This is a genomic window from Apibacter sp. ESL0432, assembly GCF_019469225.1.
GTDB lineage: Bacteria > Bacteroidota > Bacteroidia > Flavobacteriales > Weeksellaceae > Apibacter.
Map to the genome: position 1 here is coordinate 1528782 of NZ_CP048266.1, position 14483 is coordinate 1543264.

General features: G+C 32.1%; 8 protein-coding genes. 2 read left to right on the forward strand and 6 right to left on the reverse strand.

Annotation, left to right across the window (positions count from 1 at the left end; all coding sequences use genetic code 11):
• Positions 1–33 precede the first annotated feature (33 nt).
• Together GYM73_RS06475 and GYM73_RS06480 are read left to right on the forward strand one after the other, a co-directional pair.
• Positions 34–441, forward strand: coding sequence for a hypothetical protein (locus GYM73_RS06475; protein ID WP_160566798.1), 408 nt, complete (start codon positions 34–36; stop codon positions 439–441).
• Between the two features lie 126 nt (positions 442–567).
• Positions 568–2835 carry a TonB-dependent receptor plug domain-containing protein gene (locus GYM73_RS06480; RefSeq protein ID WP_220233347.1) on the forward strand — a complete coding sequence of 756 codons (2268 nt, stop codon included), beginning with the start codon at positions 568–570 and terminating at the stop codon, positions 2833–2835.
• An 87-nt stretch (positions 2836–2922) separates the two neighbouring features.
• On the opposite strand, the gene GYM73_RS06485 is transcribed toward GYM73_RS06480, so the two are convergent.
• The 6 genes from GYM73_RS06485 to GYM73_RS06510 all read right to left on the reverse strand — a co-directional run bounded on the left by GYM73_RS06485 (position 2923) and on the right by GYM73_RS06510 (position 14337).
• Positions 2923–3198: an RNA-binding protein gene (locus GYM73_RS06485; protein WP_105297947.1), complete on the reverse strand. Its 276-nt coding sequence runs from the start codon at positions 3196–3198 to the stop codon at positions 2923–2925.
• A 396-nt stretch (positions 3199–3594) separates the two neighbouring features.
• A complete protein-coding gene (locus GYM73_RS06490) occupies positions 3595–3900 on the reverse strand; it encodes a VanZ family protein (protein WP_160566804.1) in 306 nt (101 codons plus the stop codon).
• A gap of 46 nt (positions 3901–3946) precedes the next feature.
• Positions 3947–4324 (reverse strand): glycine cleavage system protein GcvH, encoded by a 378-nt coding sequence (gcvH, locus tag GYM73_RS06495; RefSeq protein ID WP_220233348.1) that lies wholly within the window; start codon positions 4322–4324, stop codon positions 3947–3949.
• A 27-nt stretch (positions 4325–4351) separates the two neighbouring features.
• Complete coding sequence (gene sprA / locus GYM73_RS06500; protein WP_255571037.1) at positions 4352–11440, reverse strand: cell surface protein SprA; 7089 nt, start codon at positions 11438–11440, stop codon at positions 4352–4354.
• A 9-nt stretch (positions 11441–11449) separates the two neighbouring features.
• Positions 11450–12031, reverse strand: coding sequence for a Holliday junction branch migration protein RuvA (gene ruvA / locus GYM73_RS06505; RefSeq protein ID WP_105297951.1), 582 nt, complete (start codon positions 12029–12031; stop codon positions 11450–11452).
• A 26-nt stretch (positions 12032–12057) separates the two neighbouring features.
• Positions 12058–14337 carry an NADP-dependent malic enzyme gene (locus GYM73_RS06510; RefSeq protein ID WP_220233350.1) on the reverse strand — a complete coding sequence of 760 codons (2280 nt, stop codon included), beginning with the start codon at positions 14335–14337 and terminating at the stop codon, positions 12058–12060.
• Between the last annotated feature and the right edge of the window lie 146 nt (positions 14338–14483).

The following is a 14483-nucleotide window of genomic DNA, read 5'->3' on the forward strand; positions in this document are numbered from 1 at the left end:
GGCCAATCCAAATAATTTTTTTATCTTTACTTGATGAAATTAATTCAGTCTATACTTTTGATTTGCTTAGTTTTATTTGCAAATCTTAATCTCTTCATATACCAAAATTGGTGTCACGGAGAAAATATTGGCTATACCATTAATTTCAAAAAATTTTCCAACGAATTAAAACATTCTGAGAAAAAGGATTATCCTTCTTTTGAAAGAGATTTTTGCTGTAAGGACGTTCTAATAAAATCGAACGAAAACAGCTTTTTTTCATTTGATTCCAATTTTCAACATTTAATTTTTACAGTTTTAGGAATTATTCCCAATGTAAATTGGAATCTATTTAATTGGGCATCTTCTCAACAAGAGGGTATAGCACAACTTTATTGTAACCCTCCTCCCCCTGTTTATCAATTATATAAATTTTATTGTCGTTATACCTACTACGGATAATGTATATTTTTTCATAGTTCAGTTTATTCTATTTTATATAAGATAGGATAAGATGCATTATTGTATGTAATCCATGTTCAGTAATGCCGGTTTAAAAATCAATTTTTTATAACTAAATAACAAAAAATGAAAAAATATATAAGTATGTTTTTGCTCGTTTACGGTCTATTGGCTGTAGCCCAGCATAAAACATTAAAAGGTCGTATACTAACTACTTTGGAAAACGGAGAAAATATACCAGTTCAGGGAGCTGATGTAAATTGGAAAGAACACGCGATTATGAAAACTGTTACCGACAGCTTAGGCAATTTTGAGCTGATGTACCACGACGGTCTCTATACTATTGAAGCTGCAAAGGACGGCTTTATTTCTCAAGAAATTAAAATTGATGATGTCGATCATCCCCTAGATATTTTTTTAGAACCCAAACCTTCTTCTTCAGAGAAAGTATTGGATGAGGTTGTTGTCCGACAAAAAGCCAAGGCGGTAAGTATAAAAGCAAATTCTGCTTCTCTTACCTATACAATTAATAAAACGGAATTGTTGAAAGCCGCCTGTTGTAATTTGGCTGAAAGTTTTGAAACAAATCCTACTGTGGATATTTCTACAACCAATGCAGTAACGGGATCTAAACAAATTAAAATGTTAGGACTAGATCAAAAATATACTTCCTTAACCGTTGATAATATGCTGGAGGTTAGAGGATTGTCCACAGCCAATGGTATAAATTTTATACCCGGCACATGGATAAACAGTATTCAACTTACCAAAGGAGGCAGCACTGTTACTAATGGCTACGAGGCTATAACCGGTCAAATAAATACTGAATTGATGAAGTATAAAGATAAAAATTTTACCACTATCAATTTTTTTGCAAATCATAATGCTCGTTTGGAATTTAATGTTGTCAATGCATCTTCTATTTCCAATAATTGGAGTAATACCACATTAACTCATTTGAGCGGAAGGTTTGCTAAAGAAGTTATGAATCATGACGGATATCTTGATAGTCCTCTTTCCAAACAACTAAATGTTATGGATATCATCCATTATGACGGTATTAAAAAAAACGGATGGGGTTCTCAAATAGGTATTCAGGCGCTTTATGATAAACAAATCGGAGGTCAAAAAAAATTTAGAGAATCTACTGACCGTTTGACTCAAAATCATTATGGACTAGGTATTGAAAATACACATTTTGAAATTTGGAATAAAACCGGATTTGTCTTTCTTACTAAACCTTATCAAAGCATAGGTTTACAAACTAAATTTATCCATCATACTATTGATAGTTATTTCGGTCAAAGAGTATATAATGGTAATGAAAATTCATTTTTCACCAATTTATTATTTGAAAATATCATTGGTAACACAAATCACAAATATACCTTAGGTGCAAGTTATCTTCATGATGCTTTCAATGAGGATTTTGAAAATTCCAATTATAAAAGAACTGAAAATGTACCCGGGATTTTTGCCGAATATACTACTACTGCAATTAAAAATGTAACTTTAGTATTGGGCGCCAGAACTGATTTTCACAATTTGGCGGGAAACCAAGTGTTACCAAGAATTAATATTAAATATTCTTTCTTGCCTAAAACAACCCTTCGATTAGCTGCGGGAAAAGGCATGAGAACAGCCAATATATTTTCTGAAAATATGCAGTATTTTGCCTCTTCTCGTAAGGTACATATTCAATCAAACCATGGCGATATTTATGGTTTAAAACCTGAAATTGCATGGAACTATGGAGGTAGTTTAATTCAGGATTTTAAAATTGGAGCTATCAAGAATACGTTTACGATCGATTTTTACCGAACGGATTTTAAAAAACAAGTTCTCATAGACTTGGATCGATCGTCTCAAGCGCTTTGGTTTTATAATTTAGATGGAAAATCTTTTTCAAATACTTTTCAGGCAGTATGGGATATTATTCCTATTTCCAATCTGGAATTGCATTTTGCTTATAAATGGTATGATATTAAAGCCGATTATGTGGATGGCAGGCGACAAGTTCCCTTTACTTCTAAAAACAGAGGCTTATTTTCTATATCATATTCTACTCTAGAAACTGAAAACAAAAGTAAATGGGCATTGGACTTTACATTGCAATATATAGGAAAACAAAGACTTCCGGACACCTCTAAAAATCCGATAGAATATCAGCGAAAATCGTTTTCGCCTAATTATACTTTAATGAATGCTCAATTATCCAGATATTTTACAGATAAGTTTAGATCTTATCTAGGAGTGGAAAATTTGGGAGGCTATAAACAAAAAAATCCTATTATAAATCCGGAAAACCCTTTTAGTTCTTATTTCGATACTTCTTTAATTTATGCCCCTATTGTATCTTCAATGTTTTATTTGGGATTTGATTTTAAATTATAAAAATTATTTACATTGACCTGTAAACAAAAAACGACTGAATTCTATTCAGTCGTTTTTTATTTTACTTATTAATTAGTAAACCCATAATTAATAACTTCTTCTAAAGTTATTTCTTGGTTTTTCATCTCTTGGTCTAGCTTCTGAGACATTAATAACTTTACCGTCAAATTCTTTTTGATTTAATTCCTGAATAGCCGTTTTAGCTTCTGCATCTGCCATTTCAACAAATCCAAAACCTCTGGATCTTCCGGTTTCACGATCTTGTATTATTTTTGCTGATTCAACTTCTCCGTACTCTGAAAATAAGTCATGTAAATCTTCGTTGGTCAACCTGTAATTCAGGTTTGAAATAAAAATGTTCATATAAAAATTTTAAAAAATTGGTAAAAAATTAATTGAGAAGAAATCAGACTAAAAACTAGCTATTCAAATTAAAAAGTAGAAGGAAGTATAATAACAATCTCAACGTGCTAATTTACACAATTTTATCAATAAACTCTAATTTTATTTTTTATTTTTTATAAGAATAAAAAAATGCTTTTCATACTTAGTTTTTACACTTATCTTAAATTTTAAGAGTATTTTATTATAAAATTTAAATGCAAAATATTTTTATTTTATCTAATTTAGAAGTAAATCTGCGATATGTTGCGAACGGGTGTATTTTTAAATTTCTAAAATTTCTTTTGATTTATGAAATTTTAACTTTGATTGAAATTATATTTTCGAATAATCATTGATTTCAAATAAAAGAATTATTTATAATATTTCAATCATTTTTTTTGCCATATAATAACCAATTATACAACCTATAAAATCCGCCACCATATCAGAATATTCAAAGGTTCTTCCCAATTTCATATATTCTTGTAAAAATTCAATCAAAATTCCATAGAGAGTACCTATTCCTATTATTAGCAATTGATTTTTTTTAGGAAATGAAATTTTAGCTAAAAAAGCTAATCCTAAAAATGTTAGGGTATGGATTAACTTATCACTGAAATGAGGAAAATAGTTTAATAAATTTTTATTTCCTTGGGGGGCTCGTAATAATAACCATGTCAATATCCCAAAATATAAGAAAAGTATAATACGTACTTTTTTATACTGTTTAAGTAAGCAGTTTTTTATAGTCTTCAGCATTCAATAGTTGATCTAGTAAAGTATTATTTTGTATTTGAACTTTTATAATCCAACCTTTTCCATAAGGATCGGTGTTTACTAAAGTCGGCAAATTTTCAAGCTCAAGATTCATTTCAAGCACTTTTCCATCAACAGGCATAAAAAGGTCTGATACGGTCTTTATAGCTTCCACAGTTCCAAAAATTTCATCCAACTTTAGTTGATTACCGAGACTATTTACATCTATATAAATAACATCTCCCAATTGTTGTTGTGCGTAATCAGTTATACCGATAAGTGCTGTGTTACCTTCAATTTTTATCCAAACATGTTTAGAACTATAAAGTAAATCCGATGGAGTCTTCATATGAATGTTTTATCTTTACATATATAATTAATTTCCAAAGGTAAATGTAGCACTTAATCCCGCTCTTATCGTTGAAAGTGGATATGCAGTTGAAACCTTATATTTAGTAATCATTTGCTCATAGAAAAATTTAAGATTAAAATTCTTAGTAAAGTTATAATCTGTTGAAAATTTCAATGAAACTAAGTTTTGTCCACCCGTTACTTGAGAATCCAACTCTACCAATCGTCTAATGGTAGTTTTGTTATCTCTAATAGAAACATCTCCTCTAATATTTAAATCGCCCGTTATCGGTTTTGTAGCTCCTCGATAACGCAATTTTAACTTAACATCTTTTACAATATATCCCAGACCGAAAACTACTTCATTACCATAATCCTCTTGTAAGGTGTAATTTGTTAATCCTAAAGAATAGATTCTATCTTTATTGTAAGCTATCCTAATTTGGATATTATTTCTCATAGTGACATCTACTCCCGCAAGTGGACTGAACCCTTCAGACATGACTACTGTTCCGTAGGTGTAATAGTTGTATCTGTTCCCGTTTAAATCTCGTTCAGGTGCTGTTGAATCGTTTTGTGCCAAATAATAATCGGGATTGGTTTGTACCCCATTAACGGTATAGTTTGAAATATAACTATGATTAATTCTAAATTCTTTGAACCAATAATTAATAAATGGAATATTTTTTAATCCTCCATAGGTAATTTTCCAATTTGGAACCGGCATACTGCGTTTATAACCTAACTTTTGACTTCCTGCACTTCTTCCTGAAAATGCAGATACAAATGAAGGTAATAAAACTTCTGAATTGGTTAACCCATAACCATCAACATATCCGTCATTATTAGTATCGACTAAAGGTTGCCCTTGTTTTGCAGCCACTCTTTGTGATAAAATCATTGAATTGCTAATCATTTTATTATATACATAATCTCCTGATTTGAATGCAGTCGCAAAAGATATAACTGAAGAACTGAACATTGCAGATCGATTGACGAATGTATTAGCAATTTGTCCTGTTAATGGATCTATAGAATTAAACCCTGAATGAGATAATGTCTTTTGATGATTACGCATGATATTTAAATCAATTTGTAAATGGTTAATCGGTTCTAATTGCAGGGTAGCAGACAATTGCGAATTATTTGTTTTCACATATGGACTGGTCATATATTCATTTAACGAAACCCAGCCTTCTGTTACTGCTTTATTCCTTAAATCGAATTGAGAACCAAATAAAAACCCGAATGTAGGACCACTTGTTGATCCGGCATATCTACCTACTCCAAAAAAACTTGGTTCAGGCAAGAATCCCGGCAAAATTGTTCCTTTATTCTCGTTTACCTGAATTTGACCTCTTTTAAAACTACTTGCAATCATCCATAAATAATCTGTAGCCTTATACTTATTTTTAATAGTATACTTTTTAAAGGATTTAGTTTTTTTTAAGGCAAAATTTGTTTCGTAAGCCCTATTTAAAGAATCTATTTCTCTTTGTCTCTTACGTTTTTTTTCTTCAAATTTTTTATAGTTTGAGAAATAATTATAGAATTTACTGAAATCAACATTTCCTATGACTGTTATAGTTTGAGCATTTTGTGCGGTATTTCCCAAACTTCTTTTTCTTGGATCGGCATTTGTAGGATCGTATGAAGTTTGGAAATTAGAACCCGCTTGCCAATCGTATTGACCTGTATATCCTACTTCCATAGAAGTGAAATCTAAATAAGGAAGTAAATGTATAGGTACTCTATAATTTAATTGGAATCTTTGATTAAAATTGATAGGTCTTCCTGCAGTAAACAATCCATTCCAGATCATTCCGTCATCCGGTACTCCGTTTCCTATATCATCTAATATGGTTCTTGTTCCTGAAGAGAAATCTAATTTAAGCGAACGTGTTAGATTAAATCCTATATTGTATTGCCAACCGAACAAGAAATTATTGGCAAAAATAGGAGTATAACTGTTAGGATTATTATTGAGATAAGCATTGATATCTCTGTATTGGAATTCATTATAGGTTCTCGCAATATCAGCTTTAAAAGATAAACGAGAAGGAACCGGATTAAAGTTAACTTCTTTTAACCATTTTAAATATTTAGCAAATCGGCTGGTATCTTGCACCGCTCTCATTTTTTTAAATGGTTGATAATAAACACCTTTAGGCGAGAAGTTATAATCAATATAGGCTTGTAAATTTTGGTATATGTTATAAGTTGTATATATATCTCTAAAATAGTCAGTGGAATAAGAAAAAGAAGCCGATAAGTTTTCTACATCATAAAATCTAGGCGTTTTACCGGTGGTTCTGTCTTTTCTTAAATTCGAAATAGAAATATTTTTTTGTGAGGAATAGCTTCTCACCACTTTTTTAAGTTCATTTTTTCTTGGATCATTTTTTAACTTCACATCATTATCCAACGGATTATATTTTGGATCTATAAAAGTTTCAGACATACTAATGCTAACCGGTATTTTCATTCCCCATTTATCCGGAAGAACTCTATCTACATTTACGGCAGCACTTACCATATATTGTTTGGTTTCGTCTTGGCTTCTTTCACTCGGTTTACTATCGATTGCTCCAAAACCAACCGATTGATACGTTCCGGATGCGGATACTTGAGCAAAATCAGCCAAATTAAAATTAATACTTGCATTGGCTGCATATCCTCCTTCGTTATCAATATCAGATAAACGAAGTTCATCCAGCCATAAAACTACATGCTTGTCTATGCTGGAAGTATTTCTTACCCCCATCATTATTGAGTTAACATTTCCTATGGAAGGTCTACCTTTAACGTAGATGATTTTATCATCACTACCGGTTACATAACTGCGATATCGAACAGTACTATTATATAAGTTATTCTTATCTTTTTCATTTTTTGCAGCTACTAAATCTTTTAATTTTAATTCAATCGTATTTTCAATCGGCCATATATCAACAGCAGACGTAGCAGTATTCGGTGTGTATTTTAATGGGAATTCGTATTCGTAGTAATTATCTGACAAATCACTACCGATACGGATGAAAAACTTAGCTTCTTTATCTACAATATTACTTGAGGCATCTTGCATATTTTCAGCGTGTACAAACATTTTTAATGTTTTGTAACGTCTCATGTCTAATGCAATATTTTTATAAATACCTCTAGGTTCTGAATTTTTTAAATCTTTTATTTCTAACTTTAAAGAGGATTCATTTTGCATTTGAGTTCCGGTAGTATTACCTAAAATCTCTCTGCTTATTCCCGGAGGCAATACATACGGTGGACGCGATGTAGAATTTTCTTCTAAGTTTACAGCGCTGATGATGACATTTGATACCGGTAATAGGGTTGCATTTCCTTCGTCTGTATCTTGTTTGCTTTCTCCACTAACTGAGGAAATATTTTTTTCGTATTTTCTCCAATCACTTCTAACTAAATCTAGAGTTGCAAAACGTAACGTTGCAGTATTGGAAAATCCTTTCATTAACATACGTATATATCGTACGTTATTTAAAATTTCAGCGGAACCAAATTCATATGCATTTACCGGAATTCGAACCAAATACCAAGTTGTATTTCCTTTTTTTCCGTTGGGTAGTGATACTTCAACCTCTTTTTTATCAACAACCAATGGATTTTGATTATTTCTTAAATCGGAATCTAGTAAAGAAAGACGATATTGTGTATAATTTTCTGTTTCATCTAAGTTAAAATCTTTATTCAAGTCTTCTGTATCCGGAGACGCTGAAGAAGCATCCATAGAGTTTGAAGGTGAGTTGCCTTCTAAATTCCTGTAATATTTATATCTTCCTATGATTGAATTTTTTTCATTGGAAGAATCCCATGCGCCATGTAAATAAAATACGTAATCGTCTGCAGACGGGTCAACTTCACCCGTTATAGGATTTACATAATTGGCGTTACTACCTATATCGTATCCTTTATTTTTATAGTAATCTGCTTCTTCAAAACTTGTTAATCCGTCATATCCAACGTCTTGTTTTCTCCTGGCTTCTCCTTCTGTATCAAAAGCATATACTAACGGATAATTTTTAGGTTGTTTCCCAAGATTAGTGGTTGTCATTTGACTTATGTCTTCAGTGATACCATTTTCATATTGCATAAAGCCGTCCTTTAACACATCTTCAGACACATTTCCTAACTGAAGAATTAGTTCAGGCTTATTTCCTAACGGATTAGATCCTGGTGTTTTACTGTCAGCATACGGGTCCATCATCCAAAATTCAAGATATTCTATATTCGCTTCAGCAAAATTTGTTACCGATATGGGTCTCATTAAACCTCCCCATCGTTCTGATTCAGGATCTTCATTACGTGTATTAAAATTATACGGTCCTCTTTCTTTGGGATAAAAAGAAACATCAAACGTATTCATGTATAATTGTTCACCGGCAATGTAATCTCTATCCGTAAAAATTTCTTGATATTTAACTCTTCGTTGTAAGTGTAAGGATAATGCATTATTATCTATACCCGATGGTTGACCTCCACCAATTCCAAAAAATCTAGGGTCAATATTATACCAACTAATCAATGCCCTTCCATCGCCATTTCTTATATCATTCATATAAGTATTACCAAATCCACCTTTTTCGGGTTTACTTGCGATTCCCCAATAGCCGGGTTCTTTAAGACTTATTTTTGATGCAGTTGTTTCAAAATCATCAATGTAAGAGTTATCATTGATTGTTTTATTCTCACCCGGTAATAAAGCTGCTCCTTCTACTTTAAAACTTACATTGGATTCTGCTTCCGTTTTAATTCCCGGAATCCAGTTGGTAAGCTTTGTTAAAAAAGGAAATTCTTTATTCAGCATCATATTAAATCCGATCATTGAATTATTAACCGGTTCAGAACCAAATTGTACTTTTTGCGTTAACGGTCTTTCTTTATAATTAAGAAAGGTCGCTCCCACTATAAATTCATCACTGAATTTATGTTCCACATTTAATCCCATGAACCTTTTTTTCTGCATATTGAATGCAAATTGATTCTCCAGGCTTATATTGATTGGAACTCCTGAATTTTTGTAGGTTTCATTAATAATGGTTACCATTCCCATTTGATAGTCTACTACATAATCAATTCCTTCATTTAATGTTTGACCATTTGCCGTAACTTTAACTGACCCTCTCGGAACGTTAAATGCTCCCAGGGATATGCCGTTACCTATACTTCCTTTGAATCTACCTTCAATGGTGTATCGATTGGCTAGAGGATCTGATGTGACTATATTACCTCCTTTTAGATTTTTGTATAAATTTTCAAATATAAATTTTTCGTCTACTGATTTACTTTTTAAGAATTCCCCGAATGGTTCTACTTTAGTAAATATCAATTTACCTTTCTCTGAGTTTATGGTAATTCCTTCTACAAAGTCAAATATACCATCTCCTTTACCACTACTGGTAGCATCGTTATTTTGATTTAACCTGTCCCAATTTAATAATTGCAATAACTGTAAATTTCTTACATTGGGATCCGGTAAATAATTGATTTTTCCTTGAGAGGCGTCTTGGTACATAACATTAACCATAAAACCATCAGGAGAAATTTGAGATGCATCCATTGAATAGATGTTTTTCATCATCAAATCCCACATAGGTGATTCGGGAGAAACGATTTGATTAGGTTTTAGTAATTTTAAGATCAATACTCCGGTCACTTCATTGGAAAATTCCCCAACTTTATATATTTTGCCCGGATTTTTAGAATCTGTATATTGAAATGCTACCGCTAAAAGTTGATCATTATTTAGTTTTTGATTTAATGATATATATCCTAATTGTGGATTATAAGTATATTCTGATTCAGAAAGTTTTTTTACTCTTTTATGAACAACAAATTCTTTTCCACTTTCATAATTCTTCATAGTTGCTGAAGAACTTGAGGTGGGTACAACCGGTAAAGAAACACCATTCACGCTATTGTATGCTGTGGAAGCGTCCCTGATTCCCGATAGATTTGAAATGGTACTATATAAATTTAAATTTGAATTATCGGGAAGTTGTCCCGTGGTACTTTCTCCTAAGTCTCTTAATGCTATAACGGGATGCTGCTCTTGAAGGTTTGAGTTTCCTAAATCGATCCTCCACACTTCCATCTTAGTGATATTAATGGTTGAACCTATTACCGGATAATTCTCCAGAGCTTTATCGTAATTATTTCTGAAATAGTGCGTTAAGAAATAATGTTGATTTTCATCGTAATCAATTGCTTTAATTTTAAATGTATTGATTACTCCTCCTCCTTGAACTGTTATATTTCGTGCTTCGGATTGTTGTTCTGAAAATACGGTAGTCAAAAATGTTCTCCCGAATTGAAATTCCCCTTTGATTCCAAAAAGTGATTCAGCACCTGTAATTAAACTGGTGCTAAGGGGCATATTTACATTACCAAATTCGATTTTCTTAATTATATTATCCTCTCCACCGCTTGTCCCATTGGGTAAATTCGCCCCACTTCCCGAGCCCGGAATCCATGCTAAATTTAATTTATTTTCGAAGTTGAAACCTGCCTGAGTATCATAGTTTACCCCTAAATGTACATTATTACCAACATTTCCTATAAGACTCATTTGTATTCTTTGCCTTAAATCGATGGTAAAGTTCTTTCTGTTTTGTGGTAAAATTTGCGGATTGTCTATTTTTTGATGCAATATTCCTAAATCAAAGGATGCAAATCCTGAAGGTTTTAGTTCAATTTTATTACCTCCGAATATTTGCTCAAATAATTTGGATTTAACCGTAATTCCCGGAATAAAACCTTTTTTTTCTACTTCTCTTCCTTCTTTTTTCGCTCTTCCTATTTCATCTTGTAAACGTGAACGTTCTTTGTAATATTCATCAAACTTTTGTTGCATTACATATTTAGTATAGTCCTCGGCTGTCATAGTTATCGGAGTACCGACAACTACACCTCCCAGCTTGGGATATAATATGTAATTTCCACTTTTATAATCATAATACGCCTCATATTTTACAGGGTCATCCAATTGCAAAACTTGTTCATCATCATTTTCCTGAGCAAATAAAACACTACCACTTAAACAAAATATGGTTGCCAATAGCAAATAGTCACGAATATACCTTAACACTTTCAACGTTTATAGTTTTTTTAAAGTATCCTTGATAAGCTCTTCTACTTCGATATCCGGATTATCCTTTAAAATTTTATCAATTATTTTTTCGGTAATTTTTTTAGAAATACCTAACACCTCCAATGCACTTAACGCTTCAGATTTGTTTTTATTGCCTAAATTATAATCTAATATTTCAGACGTTTCAAATATAGAAATTTTATCCCGCAAATCAACTATTATTCTTTGAGCGGTTTTAGCTCCTATTCCTTTAATTTTTTGAAGTGCCAGGTTGTTGCCGCCGGAAATAGCCGAGGTTATTTCCGATACAGACATTGAGGACAACATCATAATGGAGGAAGCCGGACCTACTCCATTAACACTTATTAAAAGATTAAACAAGGATCGCTCGGTTTTAGTTGAAAATCCATATAACGAATGGGAATCTTCCCGTATAATTTCTTGAATATATACTAGGGCTTTTTTTTCGTTTTGAATGTCTTTATAGGTTTGTAAACTTATAGTGGCAAAATACCCCACTCCATTGCAGTCTATAACTACACTGGAAGGGGATATTTCAAAAATAATTCCTGACAAATGGGTTATCATTTTTGTTTATTTTACGGAAATAGTAATTATTTTCTTTCTTGAGCAGCAAGGGCAGCAAGGGTTGCCAGATTTACTATATCTTCTACCTTAGAATTTTCTGTAATTATTTGAATAGATTTATCTAATCCTAATAGAACCGGACCAATAGATTTTATAGACCCAATACCTTTTGCTAAACTTGCACTTAAATTAGCCGAAGTTATGTCAGGAAATATTAAAACATTTGCCGATTTACCTCCTAACTTGCTAAAAGGAAATTCACTGATTAATTGATCATTTAATGCATATTCGGGCTGAATTTCTCCGTCAATCAGCAAATCAGGATTTGTTTGGTTAAGTTTCTTAACCACTGCATCAGCACTTTTAGATGCTACTGAATTTCCAGCAAAATTTTCATTAGATACCATAGCTATTCTAGGTTCAATACCCATTTTCTTTACAAAATCGGCTGTAATTTGAACTGTTAAATCTAAGTCATTACTGCAAGGATTTCTGCTTAATGAAGTGTCCGAAATAAATATCGGTCCATTTTTAGAAAGAAGAACCATGGCAGATGCTACTTTTATATTTGATGATTCAGAATAATCTACAACTTTTATAATTTGATTTAAAGCTTCTGTATAATCTTTAGTAAATCCGGTTAAAAATGAATCTGCTTCACCCATTTCAACAGCAATGGCTCCTAAATATTCACTGTTATTTAATAATTGAGCGGCTTGTTGTTGAGAGGTTATTCCTTTTCCATTTTTTTGTTTTATATCATAAAGATACTCTACATATTTGTCAAATTTATGAGTAGACGAAACCGTATCTATATCCAATATTTCTGCCTCAATTTCTAAATTATAGTATTGCTTTGTTTTTTCAATAAGATCTTTTTTACCTAACAAAATTGGTTGAGCGATCTTTTCCTCAGCAATGATTTGCGCAGCTTTTAATACATTGTATTCTTCAGCATTGTCGAAAATTATTCTTTTTGGATTACTTTTGGCCTTTGCCTTAAATTGTCTTATAATTTTTTCATCGTTACTTCCCATCCGATCTAATAATTCTTCCTCATACGCATTCCAATCAGTAATAATGTGTTGTGCTACCCCACTATCAATTGCAGCTTTAGCCACTGCCATCGAAACTTTAGTTATTAATCGCTTATCAAATGGCTTAGGGATGATATAATCTCTTCCAAACTTCATATTTTTAACATTGTAGGCTTGTATCACCTGCTCAGGGACGTTTTGTTTAGCCAAATCAGCTAAGGCTTTTACTGCAGCTAATTGCATTTCTTGATTTATGTCAGTTGCTCTAACATCTAATGCTCCTCTGAAAATATATGGGAAACCTAAAACATTGTTTACCTGATTAGGATAATCACTTCTACCGGTAGCCATAATAACATCTTTTCTAGTTTCAACCGCCAAATTATAATCAATTTCGGGAGTTGGATTAGCCATGGCGAAAACAATCGGATTTTCATTCATAGACAAAAGCATTTTAGGAGAAACCAAGTTTCCTTTAGATAATCCAATAAATACATCGCTGTTTTTCATAGCATCTTCCAAAGTTCTATCCGGAGTATCTACAGCAAACTCAAGCTTTTCTTCATTCAATCCGGTTCGTCCTTTATATATCACCCCTTTACTGTCGCACATTAATATATTTTGTGGGCTGGCTCCTAAAGCTTTATATAATCGGGTACAAGAAATGGCCGCTGCACCCGCGCCACTGACTACAATTTTTACCTCTGCTATATTTTTTTTGGAAATTTCCAATGCATTTAATAAGGCAGCGGCTGATATAATTGCTGTTCCATGCTGGTCATCATGCATTACCGGAATATTTAATTCCGCTTTTAATCGTTTTTCGATTTCAAAAGCTTCAGGAGCTTTTATATCTTCTAAATTAATACCTCCAAAGGTTGGAGCTAACGATTTAACTATTTCAATAAATTTGTCCGGATCTTTTTCATTTACTTCAATATCAAAAACATTGATTCCGGCAAAAATTTTAAATAATAAACCTTTACCTTCCATAACCGGTTTAGAGGCATCTGCACCAATATCTCCCAACCCTAACACGGCGGTTCCGTTGGAAATTACTGCTACCAAATTTCCTTTTGAGGTGTATTTGTAACTATCTGCACTATTTTTTTGTATTTCTAAACAGGGTTCCGCCACTCCCGGAGAATAGGCTAATGATAAATCTGTTTGAGTTGAATGTGGTTTGGTAGGTATAACTTCTATTTTACCTTCTGGTTTGGAACTATGATATTCTAAAGCAGCTTCTCTTAAATTTTTTTCTCGTGACATTGTTTTAATAATATTTTGACATACAAAAGTAAATATTTTTATTTTATAACATAGATACTATTTTTCACCTATAGTTTATATGATAAAAATATATAGGGTTACTAATTTATTAACTTATAGACAATCACTTAATTAGTATATTTTTA

What these genes read in the sequence shown, in the direction of transcription:
- GYM73_RS06475 (WP_160566798.1), top strand. Translation starts at nt 34, where the DNA reads ATGAAATTAATTCAGTCTATACTTTTGATTTGCTTAGTTTTATTTGCA.
- GYM73_RS06480 (WP_220233347.1), top strand. Translation starts at nt 568, where the DNA reads ATGAAAAAATATATAAGTATGTTTTTGCTCGTTTACGGTCTATTGGCT.
- GYM73_RS06485 (WP_105297947.1), bottom strand. Translation starts at nt 3,198, where the DNA reads ATGAACATTTTTATTTCAAACCTGAATTACAGGTTGACCAACGAAGAT.
- gcvH (WP_220233348.1), bottom strand. Translation starts at nt 4,324, where the DNA reads ATGAAGACTCCATCGGATTTACTTTATAGTTCTAAACATGTTTGGATA.
- ruvA (WP_105297951.1), bottom strand. Translation starts at nt 12,031, where the DNA reads ATGATAACCCATTTGTCAGGAATTATTTTTGAAATATCCCCTTCCAGT.
- GYM73_RS06510 (WP_220233350.1), bottom strand. Translation starts at nt 14,337, where the DNA reads ATGTCACGAGAAAAAAATTTAAGAGAAGCTGCTTTAGAATATCATAGT.